The 21,873-nt window shown below is 71.8% G+C and carries 16 protein-coding genes; 4 read left to right on the top strand and 12 right to left on the bottom strand.

The window, feature by feature from the left end:
* Window positions 1-35 precede the first annotated feature (35 nt).
* From OHV05_RS03750 to OHV05_RS03715, 8 genes are all read right to left on the bottom strand, one after another.
* Window positions 36-1,289: a beta-ketoacyl-[acyl-carrier-protein] synthase family protein gene (locus OHV05_RS03750; protein ID WP_405016322.1), complete on the bottom strand. Its 1,254-nt coding sequence runs from the start codon at window positions 1,287-1,289 to the stop codon at window positions 36-38.
* A complete protein-coding gene (locus OHV05_RS03745) occupies window positions 1,286-1,540 on the bottom strand; it encodes an acyl carrier protein (RefSeq protein ID WP_403039836.1) in 255 nt (84 codons plus the stop codon). The genes OHV05_RS03750 and OHV05_RS03745 overlap by 4 nt, the downstream gene beginning before the upstream one ends.
* A 25-nt stretch (window positions 1,541-1,565) precedes the next feature.
* The gene (locus tag OHV05_RS03740; RefSeq protein ID WP_405016321.1) at window positions 1,566-2,792 is read right to left on the bottom strand and encodes an aspartate aminotransferase family protein; all 1,227 of its coding nucleotides are present in this window, start codon (window positions 2,790-2,792) and stop codon (window positions 1,566-1,568) included.
* Window positions 2,789-3,274, bottom strand: a complete 486-nt coding sequence (locus OHV05_RS03735) for a type II toxin-antitoxin system RatA family toxin (RefSeq protein WP_405016320.1) — start codon at window positions 3,272-3,274, stop codon at window positions 2,789-2,791. Before OHV05_RS03735 ends, OHV05_RS03740 begins: the two co-directional genes overlap by 4 nt.
* Window positions 3,261-4,472 carry a GNAT family N-acetyltransferase gene (locus OHV05_RS03730; protein ID WP_405016319.1) on the bottom strand — a complete coding sequence of 404 codons (1,212 nt, stop codon included), beginning with the start codon at window positions 4,470-4,472 and terminating at the stop codon, window positions 3,261-3,263. The genes OHV05_RS03735 and OHV05_RS03730 overlap by 14 nt, the downstream gene beginning before the upstream one ends.
* 5 nt (window positions 4,473-4,477) lie before the next feature.
* Window positions 4,478-5,605, bottom strand: coding sequence for an acyl-CoA dehydrogenase family protein (locus OHV05_RS03725; protein ID WP_405016318.1), 1,128 nt, complete (start codon window positions 5,603-5,605; stop codon window positions 4,478-4,480).
* Window positions 5,606-5,660: 55 nt separating this feature from the next.
* Window positions 5,661-6,641, bottom strand: a complete 981-nt coding sequence (locus OHV05_RS03720) for a cytochrome P450 (RefSeq protein WP_405016317.1) — start codon at window positions 6,639-6,641, stop codon at window positions 5,661-5,663.
* Window positions 6,642-7,132: 491 nt separating this feature from the next.
* Window positions 7,133-8,014 carry an alpha/beta fold hydrolase gene (locus tag OHV05_RS03715; RefSeq protein WP_405016316.1) on the bottom strand — a complete coding sequence of 294 codons (882 nt, stop codon included), beginning with the start codon at window positions 8,012-8,014 and terminating at the stop codon, window positions 7,133-7,135.
* Window positions 8,015-8,096: 82 nt separating this feature from the next.
* On the opposite strand from OHV05_RS03715, the gene OHV05_RS03710 reads away from it, so the two are divergent.
* Window positions 8,097-8,657, top strand: coding sequence for a CGNR zinc finger domain-containing protein (locus OHV05_RS03710; protein WP_405016315.1), 561 nt, complete (start codon window positions 8,097-8,099; stop codon window positions 8,655-8,657).
* 41 nt (window positions 8,658-8,698) lie between these two features.
* Entirely contained in the window at window positions 8,699-9,358 is a 660-nt protein-coding gene (locus OHV05_RS03705; protein ID WP_405016314.1) for a 4'-phosphopantetheinyl transferase family protein, read from the top strand.
* 54 nt (window positions 9,359-9,412) lie between these two features.
* Here OHV05_RS03705 and OHV05_RS03700 read toward each other — a convergent pair whose 3' ends face one another.
* Window positions 9,413-11,110, bottom strand: a complete 1,698-nt coding sequence (locus OHV05_RS03700) for a carbohydrate binding domain-containing protein (protein WP_405016313.1) — start codon at window positions 11,108-11,110, stop codon at window positions 9,413-9,415.
* Window positions 11,111-11,313: 203 nt separating this feature from the next.
* Here OHV05_RS03700 and OHV05_RS03695 point away from each other — a divergent pair, with 203 nt between their 5' ends.
* Window positions 11,314-13,593 (top strand): glycosyl hydrolase family 18 protein, encoded by a 2,280-nt coding sequence (locus OHV05_RS03695; RefSeq protein WP_405016312.1) that lies wholly within the window; start codon window positions 11,314-11,316, stop codon window positions 13,591-13,593.
* 83 nt (window positions 13,594-13,676) lie between these two features.
* On the opposite strand, the gene OHV05_RS03690 is transcribed toward OHV05_RS03695, so the two are convergent.
* The gene (locus OHV05_RS03690; RefSeq protein ID WP_405016311.1) at window positions 13,677-16,667 is read right to left on the bottom strand and encodes an NPCBM/NEW2 domain-containing protein; all 2,991 of its coding nucleotides are present in this window, start codon (window positions 16,665-16,667) and stop codon (window positions 13,677-13,679) included.
* 912 nt (window positions 16,668-17,579) lie between these two features.
* Between OHV05_RS03690 and OHV05_RS03685 the strand changes: the two genes are divergently transcribed.
* On the top strand, window positions 17,580-20,138 hold the full coding sequence (locus OHV05_RS03685; protein WP_405016310.1) for a collagenase: 2,559 nt from the start codon (window positions 17,580-17,582) through the stop codon (window positions 20,136-20,138).
* Between the two features lie 75 nt (window positions 20,139-20,213).
* Here OHV05_RS03685 and OHV05_RS03680 read toward each other — a convergent pair whose 3' ends face one another.
* Complete coding sequence (locus OHV05_RS03680) at window positions 20,214-21,329, bottom strand: DUF5685 family protein (RefSeq protein WP_405016309.1); 1,116 nt, start codon at window positions 21,327-21,329, stop codon at window positions 20,214-20,216.
* Window positions 21,330-21,421: 92 nt separating this feature from the next.
* Window positions 21,422-21,790, bottom strand: coding sequence for a DUF6188 family protein (locus OHV05_RS03675; protein WP_403039796.1), 369 nt, complete (start codon window positions 21,788-21,790; stop codon window positions 21,422-21,424).
* Window positions 21,791-21,873 lie beyond the last annotated feature (83 nt).

Raw genomic sequence — 21,873 nt, 5'->3', positions numbered from 1 at the left:
ACTTCGTCCCTGAGGGGGTGTCGGTTGACGGGGGTTCAGACCGGGGTGAGGACCAGGCAGGCGTTCTGGCCGCCGAACCCGAAGGAGTTGGAGAGCACCGGCGCCGGCCGGATCGCGCGCGGGACGGCCCGCACCAGGTCGACCAGGTCGGCCTCCGGGCTGCTGCCCAGGTTGGCGATCGGCGGGACCACGCCACGGGTCGCGCAGAGCAGCGCGAGCGCGGCCTCCAAAGCGCCGGAGCCGCCGATCAGGTGGCCGGTGACGCCCTTGACGGCGGTGACCGGCGGCGACTGGCCGCCGAAGCAGCGGTCGATCGCCCGGGCCTCGGCACGGTCGTTCAGCAGGGTCGAGGTGCCGTGGGCGTTGACGTGCCCGAGGTCGGCCGGGGTGAGGCCGGCGTCCGCGATCGCCCGGCTCATGCAGCGGGCGGCCGCCTCGCCGTCCTCGCGCGGGGCGACGATGTGGAAGGCGTCGCAGTTGTCGGCGTAGCCGGCCACCTCGCCGAGCACGGCGGCGCCCCGGGCGACCGCCAGGTCCCAGCGTTCGAGCACCAGGACGGCGGCGCCCTCGGCCATCACGAAGCCGTCCCGGTCGGCGTCGAACGGGCGGCTGGCCAGCTCGGGTTCGTCGTTGCGCATCGACATCGCCCGCATCCGGGCGAACGCGCCGACCACCACGGTGCTGACCGAGGAGTCCACGCCACCGGCCACCGCCACGTCCAGCTCGCCGTAGCGGATCCGGCGGGCCGCCTCGCCGATCGCGGTGGTGCCGCTGGCGCAGGCCGAGGAGTAGGTGGTGCAGGCGCCCTGGAAGCCGTGGCGCAGCGCCAGCCGGCAGGCGGCCGAGTTGGCCATGGTCCGGGGCACGGTGTGCACCGGCATGTCCCGGGGCCGGGTGCCGTGGCTGAGGGTGACCTCCTCCATGCTGGGCAGGCCGCCGATGCCGGTGCCGATCTGGACGCCGATCCGCTCCGGGTCCAGCCCGGTCAGCGCCGCCTGGCCGATCGCGTCGCCGGCCGCGCAGAGCAGCAGGGTGGAGGCCCGGTCGATCTGCCGGGCCACCCGGCGGGTGACGTACGCGTCCACGTCGAACGGCGGCACCAGGCAGGCGAAGTGCACCGGCAGGTCCCGCTCGATCAGGTGGTCCACCAGGGTGGCGGTGGACCGGGCCTTCAGCACGGTCTCGTACGCCTGCTCCAGGTCGTTGCCGGCCGGGGACTTGACGCCGATGCCGGTCACCGCGACCCGGTGGCCGCCGGAGGGGTGGGCTCCGGAGGGGTGGGCGGTCACCGGGCCTCGGCCGTCCGGGCCGACAGCAGGTCGATGGCCTGCCCGACGTCCTGGGCGCCGGTCAGGTCCTCGACCGCGATCCGCAGGGTCAGGGCGCGCTCCAGCCGGGCCCCGATCTCCATCAGCTCCAGGCTGTCGATGCCGTGGTCGGCCACCAGGCTGGTGCGCTCCTGGACCTCCTCGATCTCGGTGCCGAGCACGTCCGAGATGGTCGTCCGGACCATCAGGGCCAGTTCCTCACGGGTGGGCATGGGTGGGTTTCCTTCCGAGGGTGGGTCAGATGATCGGTGCGGCGGCCACGGCCGCGTCGAGGATGTCGAGGGCCTCCGTCAGCTCCGCCTCGGTGCTGACCAGTGGCGGCAGCAGCCGGACGGTGGTCGGGCGGCCCAGGCAGGGGGAGACCAGCAGGCCGCGGGCGGCGAGTTCGAGCACCACCGCGCCGGCCGTGCCCGGGCTGCACAGGTCGATGCCGCGCAGCAGGCCCCGGCCGCGGACGGCGCGGACGGCCGCCGGATGGCGACTGCCGAGCCGCTCCAGGCCGGCGTCCAGCAGGTCGGACAACAGCCGTCCGTGCCCGGCGAGTTGCTCGATCGCGTCGAGCGCCGGGGGCAGCGCCGCGCAGCTCAGCGGGTGGCCGCCGAAGGTGGCCGAGTGCAGGAACGGGTCGGCGGCCAGCGGGGCGTACAGCCGCTCGGAGCAGACCAGGGCGGAGAGCGGGACCACGCCGCCGCCCAGCGGTTTGCCGAGCAGCACGCCGTCCACCGGCAGGCCCTCGGCCAGCGCCACCGAGGGCTCCCCGCAGCGGCGCAGGCCGCACTGGATCTCGTCGGCGATCACCAGGGTGCCGTGCCGCTCCGCGTCCGCGCACCAGCGGCGCAGCACGTCGGTGCGGAGCGGGACGGCGCCGTTCTCGCCCTGGACCGGTTCGAAGACCAGGGCGGCCGCCGGGCCGGCGGCCAGCGCCCGGGCGACGGCCGCCGGGTCCTCCGGGTCGACGTGCACCACGTCCACCGCGCAGCCCTGCAGGCCGACCCGGTAGAGCGGACTGTGCGTCAGGGCGAGCGCGCCGAGCGACTTCCCGTGGAAGCCGCCGCGCACCGCGAGCACCCGGTCCCGGCCGGTGGCGAGCCGGGCCAGCTTGACCGCCACCTCCACCACGTCGGCGCCGTTCAGGCCGAAGTAGACCTTGGGCAGGGTGCCGCCCAGGTAGCCGGCCAGGCGGTCGGCCGCGCGGGCGGCCACCGGGTTGGCCAGGCTGCGGGTCGCGGTCGGCATGGTGTCCAGCTGCCGGTGGACGGCGGCCACCACCGCCGGGTGCCGGTGGCCGAGCAGGGTGACCGCGTAGGAGCCGAAGTCCAGCACCGAACGGCCGTCCGAGAGGGTGACCCGGACGCCCTCGGCGGCGGCCTCCACCGCGCCCCGGCCGGCGAAGCTGCCGGTCAGCGCGAGCTTGGGGGAGAGGTGGCGGCGCAGCTGGTCGAACACCTCGGTGGCGGTGGTCATCCGGCCACCGCCGGGCGCTGGGGCCGATCGGCGCGCGGGGCGGCCAGCGGGGCCAGCTCGCGGCGGAGCGCGGCCAGCATCCCCTCGGCGTTCTCCCGCAGGGCGGTGGCCGCGATCGGGTTGAGCATCTCGGCCAGCAGCGGGATGCCGATGTCGAAGTCCGCGTGCAGGGTCACCAGGCTGCCGCCGGGGGCGGCGTCGACCGCCCAGTGGCCGACGAACTCACCGAGGTCGCCGCTGAGTTGGCGGAAGTCGAAGCGGCGGGCGGCCGGGTCGATCACCTCGGCCTCGGTCCACCGGAGCACCGAGCCCTGCAGCCGGACCGACCAGGCGGTGGTGCGGTGGCACGGGTCGGGCTGTTCGGTGATCACCACCGAGTCGACGCTCGCCATGCACCGCGGGTACCGCTCCACGTCCACCACCGCCGCCCAGACGGTGTCGGGCGGTACCGCGATGGGCAGTTCCACTTCAACGCGTGGCATGGGAGAACCCCTTCTGGTCGTGGTCGGCGGTGAACGTGGTGCGGAAGGCGGCCGCGTGCGGACCGAGCGACTCGGCCAGCGCGGAGCCCAGCGCCGACGGCAGCACCCGGCGGAGCAACGCCCTTGGCAGCGGCCGGAGATGGGTCATCGCGTACCACTGCTCGACCAGCTCGCAGCCGAGTTCGAGCTTGGGCTGGTACGCGGTCTGGGCGAACCGGATGTGCCGGCAGCCGGAGTCGATCGCCAGCCGGATCGCCGCGTGGTGCACCGCGTGGTAGAGCCCGGCCTCGTGGGCGATCCGGTAGTCCAGGCCGATCCGGGCGCCGGTGGCGCCCGAACCCGCGAAGAAGCAGAGCAGGAAGGCGACCAGCCGCTCCTGCTCGAAGCAGGCCACCAGCCGCCGCCCGGCCGGGTCGCCGGACTGCACGGCGGCCAGGAACGCGGCGTCCAGCACGTCCAGGGTCTGGTCCGCCCGCGCCATCACCTGCCGGTAGAGCGCGAGCACCTCCGGCAGCAGCTCGGCGAACTCGTCCAGCACCTCGGTCCGCAGGCCGGGCCAGGCCGCGGCCCGGCGGAGCTTGCTGCGGGCGTTGCGCCGGGGCTTGGCCGGCAGCCGGGTCAGGTAGTCCTCGAACGAGCCCGGGCCGAGCCGGAGTTCGGTGTCCGGCAGGCTGGGCAGGAAGAAGAAGCCGGCGGCGGTCAGGGCCGGGCGCAGGGTGGCCAGCTCGGCCGGGGCGAAGTCCTTGAACACCACGGTGCCGAGCCGCTCGCGCCGGGCCAGCGCGAGCACGGCGGCGACCAGCTCGGCCACCGCCTCCGGCGGGAGCCGGCCGGGCGTCAGCACGTGCCCCTGGCCCAGCAGATGGCCGCAGAACAGCATCGGCACCCGGAGCAGCCGGGGGAACAGCCGGCGCACCGGCGCCAGCAGCCGGCGCTCGCGCGGGCCGACCACGTCGTCCAGCCGCAGCTGCCGGAACAGACAGAGCGGCAGCACCGCCAGTACGTCCGGACCCTGACGCAGCACCAGGTAGGCGAAGCCGTCCGGACCGATCCGGCCGCGCTCCATGGCGAGCAAGACGGCGCGCGACCACATCGGGTCGTCCGCCGGGGCGAGCTGCTCCCAGAGCCGGTCGGGGAGCAGCTCGATGCTGCGCACCACCTCGACCCGGTAGCCCGCCGTCCTGGTCGGTACGGTCACGGCCGTCAGCCGATCCGCAGCGGGCGGCCGTCGAGGAAGTCCCGCAGCGGCCCGGCCATCCGGCCGCGGGCCGGCGGGTGGAAGGTGAGGCCGGTGGCGGCCGAGGCCAGGTAACTGCCCTCGGAGGAGCTGATGAAGGCCATCCCGCCGAGCGCGGCCAGGCAGGTCCTGGTGGTGCGGGCGATCGCGTCCTGCGCCGAGTAACGGGCCGTCAGGGCGGCGACCAGCAGGGCGTCGGTCCACTCCTCGTCCGCCATCGCGCGGGCCACCGCCTCCACCGCGAGCATCGCGGCCTCGACGTCCACCAGGTACGGGCTCGGGTCGTCGGCGCCGCTGCCGGGCCGGGCCAGCACCCGTTCGACCAGGGCGCTGGCCACCCCGAGGTAACCGGCCGTCAGCAGCAGCTCGAACCAGAGGAACCCGGCCACGTTCAGCGCGTCGGGCACGGCGTCGGCGGTGACCTCGGTCAGCACCACCATCCCCGGGTCGACCTCGACGTCGGTGAGCACCACCTCGTCGCTCTCCGCCCCGGCCAGGATCGGCGTCCGCCAGAACGGCCTGACCTCGATCCCGGGGGACTGCGCGGGGATCAGCGCGACGGCCAGCCGCTCCACGCCGTCCTGGTCGGTCATGGTGACCGAGGCGGTCAGCAGGTCCATCGAGCGGGACAGGCTGCACGGCATCTTGCTCCCGTTCAGCACCACGACGTCGCCCCGGCGCTGCGCGGTGATGTGCGGCTTGAGGATGTTCTGACCGGCCCGGCCCTCGGCGAAGCCGGAGGCCAGCAGCAGGTTGTCCCGGGCGATCGCGGCCAGCAGGGCGCCCTCGGGACCGCTGCCGTCGGCCGCCCGGACCAGCCCGGCGACCGAGAAGTGGTGCATCGTGGTGGCCACCGCCAGCGAGGGGCAGCGGGCCCCGACGGCCCGCTGCACCCGGACGGCCTGCAGCGGTGTCGCGCCCGACCCGCCGTGCTCGGCCGGGACCAGCAGGCCGGGGCCGCCGGCCGCCCGGAACGCCTGGATCGCCGGGCTGGGTGCGGACTCCAGCCGTTCCAGCGGCTGGTCGGCGAGGGCTGCGTCCAGCCCGGGCATGAAGGTCTCCAGAGCGGCGCGTTCATGGTGCAGGAAGTTCACGGACGTCCCTTCGGGGCGGCAGGAGTGGGTCGGGCCCGGACCACCGGACCGGGCGCTACCTCGCGCGGGCGAGCGGCAGGTGCTCGAAGGCGCGCAGGCCGGCGCCGCTGCGCCGGGTCGGTGGCCGCTCCGACAGGGTCAGCCCCGGGAAGCGGTCGAGCAGGTGGTGCAGCAGGGTGGCGCCTTCCAGCCGGGCCAGCGCGGCGCCCAGGCAGTAGTGCGCTCCCGCGCTGAAGCTGAGCACCCGGATCTCCGGGCGGCGCACGGTGAAGGTGTCCGGGTCGGGGTGCCGGTCGGGGTCGCGGTTGGCGGCCGCCAGCACGGTGATCACGCTCGCCCCGGCGGGCAGCCGGACGCCGCCGACCTCCACCGGCCGGGCGGCGATCCGCTCGGTCATCGGCACGGGGGAGTCCCAGCGCAGCGACTCCTCCAGGGCGGCCGGGACGAGCTCGGGCCGGCGTCGCAGCAGCTCCCACTGCTCGGGGTGGCCGAGCAGGGCGAACACCGTCAGACCGAGCAGCCCGGTGGTGGTCTCGAAACCGGCCACGAAGACCAGGATCAGGGTGTCGACCAGCTCACGTTCGGTCAGTTCGCCGTCCCCGGCGGGTCCTTCGGCGCGGTGCAGCGCGACCAGGGTCGAGGCGAGGTCGTCGGCGGGGCGGGCCCGGCGCTCGCGGAGCAGGGTGGTGAAGTACTCCCGCAGGGCTGTCACCGCGCGGTCGGCACGGGCCCAGTCCTCCGGGCTGCGGACCGGCTCCAGCAGCCGCCCGGCGTCCTCGCCGAGTCGGCGGAACCGGGCCTGGTCCTCGCGCGGCACCCCGATCAGCTCCCCGACCACCGCGACCGGCAGCGGCGAGGCCACCAGCTCCTGGAAGTCGGCCGTGCCGCCGGCGCAGGTGGCGTCGGCGAAGGCGTCCAGCAGCTCGGCGGTGATCTTCTCCACCGCACCGCCGAGGGCGGCGATCCGCCGGGCGCTGAAATCCCGGATCACCAGCCGCCGGAGCCGGTCGTGGGCCGGGCCGTTGGTGGCGAGCATCGAGCTGTAGAAGAACTCGGCGGCGGGGTGGTCCGGCCAGTCCGTGATTTCGCGGGCGCACCATTCCTGATCGGGTACCAGGAAATCGGGATGGGTCAGGACGGACTGGCAGTCGGTGAATCGGGTCAGGAAATGTGAGCCGATAGTCGCACTGTAATACAGTGGGTCGGTTCGCCTGAGGAGGGCCAGTGCCGGGTAGGGATTCTCCCGGCCCTCGGGCGTGAAGATTGAGAAGAGTGTCGACTCTGCATCCACCGGTCCGGCCTTGCTAGCTCGTCTTGACTGGCGCAGCGTAGCGGAAATTGCCGAAGACCCAGGCCCTCGGTCGGCGGTGAATGGCGATCAGTAGTTCGAGTACGTTTCAGTGGGCGCACCAGGACCGGCCACGGGCGGATTTGCCCGGGGCGTCGCCGGACGGCGCGCGGACGGCCTTTCACCCCGGGGCAGCGCGACTTCATGCGCTCCCCCGGGGGTGAAAGGCTGTCGGTGGTTCACTTCCAGGCCCGGTCCAGGAAGTCGGCGATCAGCGGGGCGATCTCCGGGAGGTGGTCCTCCAGGGCGAAGTGGCCGGTGTCGAAGAGGTGCAGCTCGGCGGCGGGCAGGTCGCGGAGGTAGGCGTGGGCGCCGGGGGCCGGGAAGAAGGCGTCGTTGGCGCCCCAGAGGATCAGGGCCGGCGGGGTGTGGGTGCGCAGCCACTGCTGCCAGGCCGGGTACTGCCCGACGTTGCCGTGGTAGTCGAAGGCCAGGTCCAACTGGGGCTGGGTGCGGCCGGGCTGGTCCAGGAAGTGCTGGTCGAGGGTCCAGCCCTCGGGGGCGATCAGCTCGGGGTCGACGGTGCCGCCCTCGTACTGGCCCCGGGTGGCGGGGAGGGTGAGCAGCCCGCGGACGGTGTCCTCGGCGCCGGGGGTCTCCGGGCGCAGCGCGATGAAGTCGCGGGCCATCGGGGAGAGCCCCTCGGTGTAGGCGTTGCCGTTCTGCACCACCAGGCCGGCGATCCGCTCGGGGTGGCGGGCGGCCAGCCGGAAGCCGACCGGGGCGCCGAAGTCGAAGGCGTACAGGACGAACCGGTCCAGGCCGAGCTGGTCGACGAACTTCCCGGTGATGTCGGCCAGTCGGTCGAAGGAGTAGGTGAAGGGGCCGCCGGTGGTGGCGGACTCCGGGACGTCGCTGTGGCCGAAGCCCGGGTAGTCCGGGGCGATCAGCCGGTACTGCGAGCCGAGGGCGTCGATCAGGCGGCGGTACTGGTGCGAGGCGGACGGGAAGCCGTGCAGCAGGAGCAGCACGGGCGCGTCCGGGTCGGTCGGGAGGCTCTCGCGGTAGAAGATCCGCAGGCCGTCGACGGTGAGGTGGCGGTGGCGGATGCGGGCGATCATGGCTAATGCCTCCTGTGGTGGTTGTGGCATTAGTTTTGCGTGGGATGCCTAACGTGTCAAGTGGCTGTCGTAGCATTAGGGCATGGACGAGGCACTGACCGGCGAGCCGCTGGCCCTGGACCTGCTCAACACCCGCCCCGCCGACGGCGACCTGCTGTCGGACGTGGCCGGCCTGCGGGCCTGGCTCCGGCTGCAGGCCGGGCGCGGGCTGCCCGCCGACCCGGCCGAGGCCGGGGCGGCCGAGCTGGCGGCGGCCCGGGGCGTCCGGGCGCTGGCGGCGGAGGCGATCGGCCTGGCCCGGGGCGGGGAACCGGTGCCGGCCGAGGTGCTGGCCGGTCTGAACGCCGCGCTGGGCGCCGCACCGGTGGTCGGCGAGCTGACCGGGGACGGGGCCGAGCTGACCTATCGGCAGCGGCGGCAGGGGCGGCCGGCTGACCGGCTGGCGGCCGAACTGGCGGGCGCGGTGGCCGAGTTGATCGCCGATCCGGTGGAGCTGGCGGCGATCCGGGAGTGCGCGGCGGAGGACTGCGTGCTGCTGTTCCGGCCCGCCAACCCCCGGCGGCAGTGGTGCTCGGCGGCCCGCTGCGGGAACCGGGCCCGGGTGGCCAGGCACTACCGGCGGCAGAAGGCGGCGGAGGCGTGAGGGTAGGCTCGGCCGGACTTTCGGCGAAGGTGGAGGACCGGATGGCACCGCTGGCGATGGTGGCTGGCAGCACGGAGGTACTGGCCCGGCCGGACCTCGGGGAGCACCTGTTGACGGACCTGGAGCGGGCCCGGGCCGCCCGGTTCCGGCTGGCCTCCTCGCGGGCCGACTTCGTCGCGGCGCACCTGCTGGTCCGGGAGGCCGCCGCCCGACTGCTGGGCCGCCCGGCCGCCGGGCTGACGCTGCTTCAGCGCTGTCCGGACTGCGCGCGGGACGACCACGGCAAGCCGTACCTGGCCGAGTACCCCGAGGTCGGGGTGAGCCTCTCGCACGGCCGCGGGGTGGTGGCCGCGGCGGCCGGCCCCGACCCGGTCGGGGTGGACGTCGAGCAGCCGTCCCGGGGGACGGCGGCCGAGGTGATGGAACGGGTGCTCAGCGCGGGCGAGTTGCGCCGGGTCCGGGAGCACGCCGAGCCGGACCGGGCGTTCCTGCGGCTCTGGGTGCGCAAGGAGGCGATGGTCAAGCTGGGGCGGACCACGCTGGACACGCTGACCGGGATCGACCTGTCCGGGCTGGAGCTGGACGGCTCGCCGCTGCGCGGCCGGTACGGCGATCTGCACCTGCTGGACTGGGAGGACGAGCTGTACGGCGCGGCGGTCGGCGTGGTCAGCACCGGGGAGCCCCGGGTCGAGCGACTGTGAGGCCCGTCGCCACCCGGAGCGGGTGACGACGGGCCTCACAGCCGCAGCGCTGGATCAGCCGGTGAAACCGGCCGTGATCTGGGTGAACTGCCAGTTGTTCTGGGCGATTCCGGAGCAGGTCTCGACCACGCCGCCACCGGGGCAGGGCCGGTCCCGGTTCACCGACCAGAAGGCCAGCCGGGCGGTGTGGTGCGCGTTGGACCAGTCGCGGATCTTCGTCCAGGTGTCCACGCCGGTCACCTCCTGCTGGTCGCTGAGCCCGTTCATGCCGGAGATGCCCAGGTGGGCGTAGGCGGTCGCGTCGTCCCAGCCGAACACCGACTTCAGCTTGGTCTTGAGACCCTCGGCCGCGCTGACCGTGCTCGCGTACATGTCGGCGCCGCCGCCGAAGTCGAACGGCATGATGGTGAAGACGTCGATGTCGGCGTTCAGCGCCTTGGACCGCTCGATCAGCCGGTTGCCCCAGGAGGTCGGTCCGGTGGTCGCGGTGCCGAAGGTGAGGATGGTCCGCAGGCCGGGGTTGTTGTTCTTGACGATCTTCAGGGCGTTGATGATCCGGTCCTGCACGGCGGCGTTCTCGAACTCGTCGGTGTTCTCGATGTCCACGTCGATCGCCTTCAGCCCGTAGGCGTCGATCACCTTCTGGTAGGCGCCGGCCAGGGCCTCGGGGGTCGAGCAGTTCGGGCCGAGCTTGTTGCCGCTCCAGCCGCCGATGGACGGGACCACGTCAGCGCCGGCCGCCCGGATCGCGGCGATGGTGGACTGGTCCACCCCGCCGAGCAGCGGGCGCTGGCTGTCCCAGCTGGGGTTGCAGCCGTTCTGGGCCAGGACGAACGCCATGGTGAACCACTTGATGCCGGTCGCGTTCAGCACCGTGCTCGGCGCCGGCGGCTCGCCCCAGCCGAGGTAGAGGTAGGGCGCGGCCTGCTTGAACCCGGGCGGCGGCGGGGTCCCGTTGTCGGTGGTGACCGAGACCGCGGTGGAGGCGGCGGAGGTGTTGCCCGCCAGGTCCCGGGCCTTCACGGTGAACGAGTAGGCGGTGGCGGGGCTGAGCCCGGTGACGGTGGCCGAGGTGCCGCCGACCGTGGTGGCCAGGACGCCGCCCCGGTAGACGTCGTAGGCGGTGACGCCGACGTTGTCGGTGGCGGCGCTCCAGGCGAGCGAGACGGTGGAGGAGGTCTTGCCGGTGGTGGCCAGGTCGGCCGGGACGGTCGGCGCCACGGTGTCGCTGCTGCCGCCCGGGCCGTCCAGGCTGATGTCGTCGGCGTAGTAGGTGCCCTGCCCGTACCAGCCGTTCAGGTAGATCTGGGCGCTGGTCTGGCCCGCCCCGGTGGTGAACGCGACGGTCAGCTTGGTGTACGCGGAGGCCGACGGGGCCCAGGTCGAGGTGCCGCCGGTGACGCCCAGGTAGACGTAGCTGCCCCGGACCCAACCGCTCAGCGTGTAGGCGGTGTTGGGCTGGACGGCCACGGTCTGGGTGCACTTGGCGTTGTCGCTCGCGCTCGCGGCGCCCGCCAGGGCCTTGGCGCCGCCGTGCACCGGGCTGCCGACCACCGAGCCGAGCCCGCCGGAGCAGGACCAGCCGGCCAGGGTGCCGGTCTCGAAGCCGGGGTTGGTCAGGAGGTTGGCGGCCTGCGCGGTGGTGGGCGCGGTCAGGGCAGCGGCGGCGGCCAGCACGCCGGCGCCCAGGCCGGAGAGCAGCCGGGATCGGGTTCGCAAGGGAGTACCTCCAGTGGGGGATGGCTGGTACATCGCTGATGGCAGGTCAACCGGTGTGAGTACGAGCCCAGTTGGGGATGGGCTCGGCGGGTGGGCGGCTGCCGTGGCAAATGGTATGGACCTGTTGACTCGTTGGTCCAGTCCTCCTACATTGCGAAAACAAGCCGACTCCCGACCGGACGGCCCGCACGGTTCTGCACCCACCTGTCAGGCACCCCCACACCAACAGGAGAACCATGTCCGGATATCTCAGACGCAGGCTGCCCGCGATGCTGGGCGCCCTGCTGCTACCGGTGGCCGCGTTCACGGCCATCGCCGCCCCGCCCGCGCACGCGGCCGGGAAGCTCACCGCCGCGTTCAGCTCGGCCGACAACGGCTCGTGGTGGAAAGGCACCCTGGTGGTCCGCAACGACAACGCGACCGCCGTCACCGGCTGGACCCTGGAGTTCGACCTCCCGGCCGGCGTCACCCTGAGCAGCAGCTACAACGGCGAGGCGACCGTGACCGGCCGTCACGTGGTCGCCAAGAACGCGTACTACAACGCCACGGTCGCCGCGAAGAGCAGCACCGAGCCGTACAGCTTCTGGTTCGTCGCCACCGGCCCGATCGCCGCCCCCACCGGCTGTACGGTCAACGGCGACAAGTGCGACGGCACCCCCGACGTCCCGCCCGGTGCGCCGGGGAAGCCGTCGGTGGTCGCCGTGACCACCCGTTCGGTGGCGCTGAGCTGGGCCGCCGCGGGCGCCGGGGACTACCCCGTCGCCTCCTACGAGATCCTCAACGGCCCGACGGTGGTCGGGACTTCGACCGGCACCTCGGGCACCGCGACCGGGCTGAGCCCGGCCACGGCGTACAGCCTGACCGTCCGGGCCAAGGACGCCCGGGGCAACGCCGGGCCGGTGAGCCCGGCCACCACGGTGACCACCACCGACCCGGCCAGTGACCCGGTGCCGCCTACGGCACCGGCCAACCTCCGGGCCGGCACGGTCACTTCGGGCGCCGTCACGCTGGCCTGGAACCCGGCCACCGACAACGTCGGGGTGGTCTCCTACGACGTCTACCAGGGCGGCGTGCCGGTGCAGAGCGTGACCGGCACCTCGGTCACGGTCAACTCGCTCGCCCCGGCGACGAGTTACGTCTTCACGGTGCGGGCCAGGGACGCGGTGGACAACCAGTCGCCACCCTCGGCACCGCTCACCGTCACCACCGGCGACCTGGCCGGGGCCGGGAAGTACACCCGGGTCGGCTACTTCACTCAGTGGGGCATCTACGGACGCCAGTACTTCGCGAAGAACCTGGACACCTCGGGCACGGCCGCCAAGCTGGACGTGATCAACTACGCCTTCGAGAACATCGACCCGGTCAACCTGACCTGCCTGGCCGGCGTCACCAAGGGCACCACCGCCAACCCGCAGGACCCAGACCAGGGGACCGGCGCCGGGGACGCGGACGCCGACTACGGGCGGCCGTTCAGCGCGGCCCAGTCCGTGGACGGGGTGGCCGACGACGGCTGGGGCAAACTCCGGGGCAACCTCAACCAGTTGAAGAAGCTCAAGGCCAAGTACCCGCACCTGAAGGTGGTGGTCTCGCTCGGCGGCTGGACGTACTCCAAGTACTTCTCCGACGTGGCGGCCACCGACGCCTCCCGGCAGAAGTTCGTCAAGTCCTGCCTGGACGTCTGGATCAAGGGCAACCTGCCCGCCTACAACGGTGCGGGCGGCGACGGCGTGGCCGCCGGGATCTTCGACGGCATCGACCTGGACTGGGAGTGGCCCGGCTCGCCCGACGGCCACCCCGGCAACCACTGGAGCGTCAACGACAAGGCCAACAACACCGCGTTGCTGGCCGAGTTCAGGAAGCAGCTGGACGCGCTGGGCGGCTCGCACAAGCTGCTCACGGCCTTCACCCCCGCCGACCCGGCCAAGATCGCCCAGGGCTGGGACCTGTCGAAGATCTTCAGCTCCCTGGACATCGCCAACATCCAGGGGTACGACTTCCACGGGGCCGGCTCGGACAACTCCTGGGAGCCCAACCGCACCGGCCACCAGGCCAACCTGTACCCGGACGCCCAGGACCCGTACCCGGTGAAGTTCAGCACCGACGCGGCGGTGCAGACCTACCTGAACGCCGGGGTCAACCCGCGCAAGCTCACCATCGGCCTGCCCTTCTACGGCCGGGGCTGGCAGGGCGTCACCGATGGCGGCGCGAAGGGCGAGTGGCAGGCGGCGACCGGCGCGGCACCCGGCCAGTTCGCGGAGGAGGCGGGGACGCGGGGCTACAACAACCTGCTCACCACCTTCCCTGGGCTGACCGTGCTGCACGACGAGCAGTCGGTGTCGACGTACGCCTACACCTCGGCCGGCGGGCAGTGGTGGACCTTCGACGACCCGTGGTCGATCGGGAAGAAGGCGGCCTACGTGAAGTCCAAGGGCCTGCTGGGCGCGATGATCTGGGAGATGTCCGGTGACACACCGAACGGAGCCCTGATCACGGCGCTCGACAACGGCCTGAAGTGACGGTCACCGCAGGACCGGAATGAGAGAGGCCGGGGCCGCGTCCGGTGCGGACGCGGCCCCGGCACGGGCCCGAGGGCCCGGGGTCAGTGCACCAACTTGGCTCCGGCCCAGTCGGCGTGGTCGCTGTTGATGCCGTCGCCCGCGTCCGTGGCCTTGAGGACCAGGGAGTTGACGCCGACGACGCTCACGTCGACGGACTGGGTGGCGCTGGTCGGAGTGAGCGCCGACGGGGTCTCGTAGAGCTTGACGCCGTCACCCCAGACCTCGAACTTCACGGTCGCGTTCGAGATGATCTCGTCGTCGACACCGAGGTCCGACTGGAAGCGGCTGTAGCCGCCGTTCAGGGCGTAGGTGATGCTGCTGATGGCATGCGTGCCGATGCCCTTGGCGTAGGCGGTGCCGTTCAGCTTGATCGGGTTCCCGTCCACGCTGGTGTCCTTGCGGACGGTGCCCGAACCGATGACGGGGCTGCCGGTCCAGTTCAGGTCACTCAGCGGGGTCGGCGTCGGGGGGAAGCCGATGATCTTGGCTCCGGCCCAGTCGGCGTGGTCGCTGTTGATGCCGTCGCCCGCGTCCGTGGCCTTGAGGACCAGGGAGTTGACGCCGACGACGCTGATGTCGACCGACTGGGTGGCGCTCGACGGCGTCATGGCGGCCGGGGTCTCGTACAGCTTGACGCCGTCACCCCAGACCTCGAACCGCACGGTGCCGTTCGAGGTGACCTCGTCGTCGATGCCGACGTCGGACTGGAAGCGGCTGTAGCCGCCGTTCAGGGCGTAGGTGATGCTGCTGTTGGCGTGCGTGCCGAGGCCCTTGGCGTAGCCGGTGCCGTTCAGCTTGAGCGGCTTGGAGTCGACGCTCCGGTCCTTCTGGACGGTGCCGAAGTCGCTCTGCGCGGCGGTCCAGGTGAGCGAACTCAGGTCGGTGGCCTGCCCGTTGCCACTGCCCGCGGTCGTGACGGCGAGCGGGCTGCCGGCCTCGGAGCGGTTCTGGGCGGCGTCCACCGCCTTCACCGTGAAGGTGTACGGGGTCGAGGCGGTCAGGCCCGACGCGGTGAAGCTGGTACCGGTCGACGAACCGGCCAGCGTGGTGCCGCGGTAGACGTTGTAGCTCGTCACGCCGACGTTGTCGGTGGCCGCGGTCCACTTCAGGTCCACGCTGCTCGACGACACGCTGGTCGAGGTGAGGCCGGTCGGCGCGGTGGGAGCGGTGATGTCGGCACCGGGGGTCCCGGCGATCGCGGTCACGGAGCCACCGGCGGACACCGGCACGGTCACGTAGGAGACCGTCTGGCCGTACAGCGACTTGGTCTGCGGCGTCCGGGCGACGCCGTTCACGGTGATGGTGGCGGGAGTGCCGTAGAACTGGGCCTCCCAGTTCACCGTGCCACCCGAGTTGTTGGTGAGCGCGGAGGCCGTCGTGCCGATGTGCTTCAGCTTCAGGTCGTTGTCACCGACCTTGAGGTGGTCGATCTCCACCCACGGCGTGTCGGAGGTCAGCCGCGAGACGGTCGCCACCTTGTCGTGCGGCGCGTCCGGCTGAACGCCCATCATGCCGTCGATGGTGTTGCTGACCGCGAGGAACGAGATCTCCGGGTAGCTGTCCTTGCCCGCCATGAGCTTCTTGAGCCAGGCCCAGCCCTCGGCCGACCGGTTGTACTGGTAGTACATCTCCGGCAGGTAGGAGGTCGCCTCGACGTTCAGGTTGTCGTCGTTGGCGGCGATGAAGTCCAGGTAGCCGCTGGTCCGGCTGCCGTAGTCGCCCAGCCCGGTCAGCATCATCAGGAAGCTGGCCTCGTGGCCCCAACTGCTGTAGCCCGTACCGGCCGCGTCCTTGCCGCGCATGTACCGGTTGTTCGAGGAGTCCCACCACTTCGCCTCGAACTGGTTGCGCACCCGCTGCGCACGGTCGGCCCACTTCGCGCCGCCGGCGGTGTCGCCCTTCGCCTTCAGGATCTCCGCGTACGCCAGCATCGACTGGTACTGGTACCCGAGCGAGTCCGCTGCGGAGACCAGGTTCTCGTTCGGGAACTCGAAGAACGTCGCGGTGTACTCACCGGACTGCTTGCGCGAAACCGGCTGCTCGGCCGCCGGGTTGGCGTCGTTCCAGGTCACCTCGTGGCTCGCCAGGAACGGGCCCATGGTGGAGTCGTAGTACGCGGCGAGGGTCGGATCGTTGATCCAGTCCGCGTTGCCCGTCCACTGGTACTGCTTGTACGCCTTGGTCATCAGGTTGAACGGCGACGGCAGCTCCCGGAAGCCGGTGCCGTCGATGTAGTACATGGCACCGGTGGGGCTGTGCGCCCACAGCGGCCAGCCGTTCTGGCCCGGCTTCGAGGCGTCGCCCGCGAAGGTCTTCAGCATGCTGAAGGTCTCGGTGTCCAGGCCGAGCGCGTGCGCACCGTCCGACTGGTGGGAGATGTCCCGGTTGTAGTAGGACTCCCGGCTGGTGTACGCACCCCAGTAACCCGGCTGGTTCTCCTGGTGGGTGGCGTCCTTGAGGCGCCACCACTCGGGCTCGTGACCCATCATCGGGTTGCCCGGGTAGAAGGTCATGCCCAGGGCCCGGTCCTTGCCCCAGTTGAACCCGTCGTTCAGGGCCGCGTTCGGCGAGTCGATGGTCAGGGTGCTGGTCGGCGCCCCCACGTGCTGCTGGATGGTGATCCGGTCGACCCGGGGCACCTCGCCGGCCGAGGTGGCCGTCAGCTCGATGACGTCCCCGGCCTTGAGCTTGACGCTGCTGGACGTCCGGGTGTCGATGTTCATCGGGTCGGTGTAGTCCCGGCCGTACCGCTGGGAGGTCGCCCAGGTGTCCACCGGAACGGAGTTGACCGAGAGCTTGTAGGTCACCCCGTTCGCGGTCTTGCCGTTGTAGCGCGTGATCAGGTCGTAGGTTCCCGCGACGCCGCTGAAGGTCTTGCTGGCGCTGCTGGTCCCGCCGGCCACGCCCCGGGCGTAGGTGACGTTGTCGACCGCGTTGCCGTTCCAGGTGTGGTTCACGGTGTCGGTCGCGAAGTTGGTCAGCGACATGTTCTCGACTTCGAACACGTAGGGCGTCGCCGTCGCAGCCGCCACCGCAGGTGCATTGGGGAGGGTGATTGCGGTGCCGACCGTCGCGAGTACGGCGGTTAGTGCACAAGCCAAACGGCGCATGTGCGTTCGATCCTTTCGAGGGTGGGGGCGTTCTTGGTACGAGGGCGGTCGACGTGGACCGCCCGGCTGTGGGGGCGCGGGGCGTGCGGGGGCGCCTGGGTTCGCCCAGGCCGAATCGCCCGCTGCTGCTTCGCGTCAGGCAGCGCGGGGTCGGCCGGGATGTGTTGGAAGGCGTTGAAGTGTGTTGCCTATTGAGTACTTCGCGGTGAAGCAGTGTCAATAGTTGCGGTGGGGTCGGCGGGTCCTGCGTGACCTGGGTGGGGGGTCGGGTGCGGTGGTCGGGAGTGCGGTTTCAGCACGCCTCGGCCGGTGGCTTCGGTCCGGGCGGCGGGGTGTATCGGCAGGTCAGCGGCTCGGCGCGGCAGGGTGGTCGGGCTGGGGCGACCGTACCAGGAGTGGCTCGGACATGTTGGAATCAACTGACATCTTGCAATGACACTCTGACGTGAGCGTAGAAAGCTTTCATCGATGCGTTGCATGCGCTGGCAAGCCTGAGTAGTGTCCCTCCCCGCGAGGCCCATCGACCCTCTCCGGAGAAGCCCATGGGCGCTCGCTGCTCGCCGGCCGCCGAGCCCAATGCCGCAACGAGCCGACTCCGCCTGGTGTCCGGACGGCCCGAGGTGTCTCCGTAGGGCCAACGGGCCGTCGTCGTCCGGGAGATGACCGGTGCCTGCGCCGTCGACCCGGCGGGTGGACCGGAACGGTCATCAACAGTTGTGAGATATGACCTGTGACATTGTTCTGATGGCCATTCGGTGGCAGGATGCACGCCACGTCCCCCGCTTGTCCCGCCTGATGCTCAGTGAGTGCCCCCCACAGGAAAAGGACTTGGCAGTGCGCCTGCGTCTACCGATATCCACCCTCGCAGCCGGCGTCATAGCCGGCGTCGCCACGGTCGCTTCGCTGCTTCCCGCCACCGCGATCGCCGCGCCCGGCACGTCCGGTGGCAAGCCGGCCGCCGCTGCGGCCGCCCCCCTCGTCCCGAAGCCGGCCGGTCTGGCCACCTTCGCGGCCGACTCCGACCAGTTCGGCTCGCCCGCCGCCCCGCTGTCGCCGGCCCAGCTCAGCCAGGCCGCGATGGGTGAGCCGGTCGCCGCCCCCACCACCCAGTCCGCCCCGCGTGCGGTCGAGAAGAAGGCCGGGCTCGCCGCCGCGGCGGCCGCCGCGCAGAGCTGCACCGCAGCCGACTTCACCACCCGGACCGGCGCCGACCTGGTCGCGTTCGTCGAGAGCTCGACCACGGACTGCGTCAGCACGCTGTTCGACCTCACCGGCACCCCGGCGGGCGGTGTCTTCAAGCAGTCGCAGATGATGCCGGTCGCGGCCGCCTTCAAGAACCGGGCCACCGCCTACACCGGCGACAACACCAACAGCATCCTGCAACTGGTGCTGTTCCTCCGGGCCGGCTACTTCGTCCAGTCCAACTACGCCGGTTCGGTGGGCGGTTACGACGCCACGCTGACCGCCGCCTCCAAGGCGGGCATGGACGCGTTCTTCGCCGGCACCCGCTGGAAGGACGTCAGCGACGCCAACGGCAACATCCTCAAGCAGGTGCTGATCTACACCGACAGCGCCAACCTGCAGGGCAGCTACCTGGGTGTCTACAAGCAGCTCCTGAACGCCTACAACAACTCGTACAACGCCATCCCCTCGATGGTCAGCGCGGTCAACGCCCCGCTGCGGTACGCGCTCTGGCGTGGCAGCTGGAACCCGGACTTCGTCCAGGCGGTCACCGCCGACCCGAGCATCGCCACCACCCTGGCGGACTTCGCGGTCAACCACCAGGACCTGCTCGGCGGGCCGAACGCGGCCCTCGACGTGAACGCCGGCAACGACCTGTCCCGGCTGGCGGGCACCGGCACCGCCGTCGAGACCGCGGTCAAGCCGCTGGTGAAGCGGGTGCTCGACGCCAGCCCGATCCTCGGCCAGACCGGTCCGCTGTACGTCGGCACCGCGTACCAGGCCAACCAGTACAACCCGGGCCAGTGTTCGTACTACAACACCTGCAACCTGCCCACGAAGCTGGCTGCCGCGGTCCTGCCGAACCGGCTGGTCTGTGACAACCGCACGCTCCAGACCCAGTCGCTCTCGGCCACCGAGCTGGCGGCGGTCTGCACCAGCCTGCGGGGCGAGGACACCTTCTTCCACAACCTGGTCAAGGACAACGGGCCGATCCCGAACCAGTACGACAAGACGGTCATCTTCGGGATCTTCGCGAACAAGACCGACTACACCACGTACTCCTGGGCGATCTACGGCAACTCCACCGACAACGGCGGCCAGACCGTGATGGACCCGACCGACCCGAACAACCAGGCCGTGACGGTGATGTACCAGAAGTCCTGGAACGTCAACGACACCGCGCGGGTGTGGAACCTCAACCACGAGTACACCCACTACCTCGACGGCATCCACGACATGAAGGGCAGCTTCGGCACCCAGACCTCGGTGCCGGACATCTGGTGGGTCGAGGGTGTCGCCGAGTACGTCTCCTTCACCTACCGGGGTGCCACCGACACCGACGCGATGGTCGAGGCGGGCAAGCACACCTACAAGCTCAGCACCATCTTCCAGAACACGTACGGCAATTCGGACTCGACCCGGGTCTACCCGTGGGGCTACCTCGCGGTCCGCTACATGTTCGAGAAGCACCCGAGCGACGTCCAGGCGATGCTGAACCGCTTCCGGGTCGGTGACTACACCGGCGGCTACGCGGTCTACAACAACGTCGGCACCGGCTACGACGCCGACTTCGACGCCTGGCTGACCAGCTGCGCCGCCGGCGCCTGCTACGCGACCGGTCCGACCTCGCTGTTCGGCCAGTCGGTGAACGGCGGCACGGTCACCCTGACGGACAAGTCCGTGCAGACCGGCCCCGGCCAGATCACCGCCTGGAACTGGACCTTCGGCGACGGTACCTCCTCGAACCTGCGGAACCCGAGCCACACCTACGCGGCCGCCGGCACCTACACGGTCGCGCTGACCACCACCGACAGCAACGGCCGGAGCGGCACCACGCCGACCTCGGTGACCGTGCTCACCGGTGGCGGCCCGGTCACCCTGCCGACCTGCACCGAGGCGCGTACCGACGCGATGGGTCAGAACTGCTCGCGGGCCAACCGCTCGGCCACCGCCGGGAACAGCGACTACCTGTACGTCTACCTGCCGGCCGGCACCAGCACGCTGAAGGTCACCACCTCCGGCGGCACCGGCACCGCGTTCCTCTACTACAACGCCAACACCTGGGCCTCGCCGAACGCGTTCACCGCGTCCTCGACCAGCCCCGGCACCACCCAGAGCATCACCGTGAACAACCCGACGGCCGGGTACCGCTACCTGAGCCTGTACGCCAGCACGGACTTCAGCGGGGTCACCGTCAGCACCCAGTTCTGAGCCGACACCGACACCGTCCCCGGGCCGCCCGGCAGTCGCTGCAGCACGCAGCGGCTGCCGGGCGGTGCCGTCGGGTCAGCAGTCGCAACTGCAGCAGTCACAGCCGTCACTGCAGTCGCAACTGCTGCAGTCGCAGCCGCTGCAGCAGTTGCAGCAGTCGCACGCGTCGGAACAGTCGTTGCGCTGGCAGAAGCCCTCGCGCCGCTCGCCCGACCACGGGTCCTCGTGTTCGCAGCAGAGCAGTTGGCAACTGCAGGCGAGCAACGCCCACATCGCGCAGCCGGTCAGCGGATCGCGCGGCGCGGGCGGTCGCTCGGGGGCGTGGGGCTGGTGGGTCTCGTGGTCGGTCCGGACGAAGACCCGGTCGACCGCGCGTCGGGTCTCGTGCGCCAGCAGCCGGTGCGCCAGCGTCCGGTCGGTGAACTCGACCTCGGCCAGCGCGAGTCGGATGCCGTGGGTGGCGTCCCGGCAGAGCCGTTCGGCCTCCGCGCGGCTGGTGCCGGTGGCGGTCAGCGGGTTCCAGGCGCCGTTCGCGTCGTCCTCGGCCTGGTCCTCGGCGGCGTCCAGCAGGTGGGCCAGCCGGCCGAACAGCCGGCCCACCTCGCGCAGGGCGGGCGCATTGTCCGGACGTCCGGCGAGCACGGCCGTGTGCGCGGTCGCCGCCGCGGTGGCGGTCTCGGTCGGTTCGGTGAGGGCGAGCAGCGGGCTGCCCGCCGTCGCCGTCCGCTCCAACTCGCCCTGGCGGTCGGCTGCTTCGAGCAGCACGGCGGTGTCGAAGCCGATCCGGTCACCGGCCCGGCCGCTCTGCCGGTCCCAGCGCCGGACCACCGCGCGGGCGGTGCTCGCCACCGGGCGGCGGGCGAACACCCCGTCCCGGTCCAGCACATGGTCGCGCACCTTGGCCGAGGCGAGCGCGAGCGAGACGGTGGCGGCCAGCCGGGCGCCCTCGCCGTCGCTCACCTGGGCGCCGCGCATCCCGCGCAGCGGGCAGGGGCCGGCCTGGCGGCGGCTGGGCGCGGACTGCGCCTCGACCAGCACCGAGATGACCAGTCCGTCGTAGTTGGTGGCCGTCCTGGCCAGTTGGCCGTGGCCGTCCCGCAGGGCCAGGCAGAGCCCGCAGAGGTGCGCGAGCCAGGCGGCCCGGAGCGGTTCGGGCAGGCTGTGCCGACACGGTCTGACGATCCCGAACATTCCCGTTTCCCCCCGTGGTCGTGTTTCCGCAGCATGCTACGGCCGGGGAGTGGGGCACGGTAGGGCCGGGGTAGCAGCCCGGTGGGCCGGGGTCAGCCGGTCAGGTAGCCGCCGGGCTCGGCGGTGAAGAGCGGCCCGTCGGGGCCGATGACCTGCCAGGGGTGTTCGGTGGTGTCCGGCGGGACGACCAGGCGGCGCCCGGAGTCGAAGCTGAGCTCCAGGCCGCCCGCCGGGCTGACCGAGGCGCCGGTCAGCCGGCTGCCGGTCAGCACGGTCAGGCCGCCGCTCACGCCGGTGCCGAGCTGCGGGTAGAAGTGCTCCACGCCCCCGGCGGCGAGCAGCCGGAAGTCACTGTCGATCAGGACGGTGACCGCCCCGGCCAGTTCCAGCCGCAGGCCGGCCCCGGCCCGGACCCGCTGGACCTGACGGTCCGCCAGTACCTCGGCGATGGGCTCGGTCATCCGGTGCCTCCTGGAGCTCGGTGCGCTGCCCCATTGTGATCCGCTGACCTGCCCGCGTCACGTACCCCGGCCCGGCGTGGCCG

It is taken from the genome of Kitasatospora sp. NBC_00070 (assembly GCF_045041205.1).
Lineage (GTDB): Bacteria > Actinomycetota > Actinomycetes > Streptomycetales > Streptomycetaceae > Kitasatospora.
Note: the sequence above shows the minus strand (reverse complement) of the source record. Positions and strands in the feature narration are given on the sequence as shown.

Bases quoted from the DNA above. Each gene is read 5' to 3' on its own strand.
- OHV05_RS03745 (WP_403039836.1), bottom strand. From the start codon at position 1,540: ATGCCCACCCGTGAGGAACTGGCCCTGATGGTCCGGACGACCATCTCG.
- OHV05_RS03715 (WP_405016316.1), bottom strand. From the start codon at position 8,014: ATGATCGCCCGCATCCGCCACCGCCACCTCACCGTCGACGGCCTGCGG.
- OHV05_RS03720 (WP_405016317.1), bottom strand. From the start codon at position 6,641: ATGCTCGCCACCAACGGCCCGGCCCACGACCGGCTCCGGCGGCTGGTG.
- OHV05_RS03735 (WP_405016320.1), bottom strand. From the start codon at position 3,274: ATGCCACGCGTTGAAGTGGAACTGCCCATCGCGGTACCGCCCGACACC.
- OHV05_RS03700 (WP_405016313.1), bottom strand. From the start codon at position 11,110: ATGTACCAGCCATCCCCCACTGGAGGTACTCCCTTGCGAACCCGATCC.
- OHV05_RS03705 (WP_405016314.1), top strand. From the start codon at position 8,699: ATGGCACCGCTGGCGATGGTGGCTGGCAGCACGGAGGTACTGGCCCGG.
- OHV05_RS03695 (WP_405016312.1), top strand. From the start codon at position 11,314: ATGTCCGGATATCTCAGACGCAGGCTGCCCGCGATGCTGGGCGCCCTG.
- OHV05_RS03740 (WP_405016321.1), bottom strand. From the start codon at position 2,792: ATGACCACCGCCACCGAGGTGTTCGACCAGCTGCGCCGCCACCTCTCC.
- OHV05_RS03710 (WP_405016315.1), top strand. From the start codon at position 8,097: ATGGACGAGGCACTGACCGGCGAGCCGCTGGCCCTGGACCTGCTCAAC.
- OHV05_RS03680 (WP_405016309.1), bottom strand. From the start codon at position 21,329: ATGTTCGGGATCGTCAGACCGTGTCGGCACAGCCTGCCCGAACCGCTC.
- OHV05_RS03675 (WP_403039796.1), bottom strand. From the start codon at position 21,790: ATGACCGAGCCCATCGCCGAGGTACTGGCGGACCGTCAGGTCCAGCGG.